This window comes from Microvirga antarctica (assembly GCF_017921815.1).
In the GTDB taxonomy this organism is placed as follows: Bacteria; Pseudomonadota; Alphaproteobacteria; order Rhizobiales; family Beijerinckiaceae; genus Microvirga; species Microvirga antarctica.
The window spans coordinates 1-279 of the sequence record NZ_JAGEMM010000213.1; the positions used below are offsets into that span (position 1 = coordinate 1).

General features: G+C 71.7%; 1 protein-coding gene. It reads left to right on the forward strand.

Translation table 11 applies throughout. The annotated features are described in order from the left end of the window. A partial coding sequence (locus tag J4G32_RS21545; RefSeq protein WP_210497801.1) for a cation:proton antiporter domain-containing protein occupies nt 1-279 on the forward strand: 279 nt, incomplete at both ends.

Below are 279 nucleotides of genomic sequence, written 5' to 3' on the forward strand. Positions count from 1 at the left end.
CTGGCCGCGATGATGGGCTGGCCGACCCTGCACGGGATCATCTTCGGCTTCTCGCTGGCGACCGCGAGCACCGTGGTGCTGCTGCGGGCGATGGAGGAACGGCGGCTGCTGGATACCCGCCGCGGCAAGATCGCGGTCGGCTGGTTGATCGTCGAGGACCTGGCCTGCGTGCTGGCGCTGGTGCTGATCCCGGCACTGGCCGGGCTGTTCAGTGGCGATGGCGCGCCCGCCGGCGGGCTGTGGGTGGCGCTGCTGCTGACCCTCGGCAAGGTCGTGGCC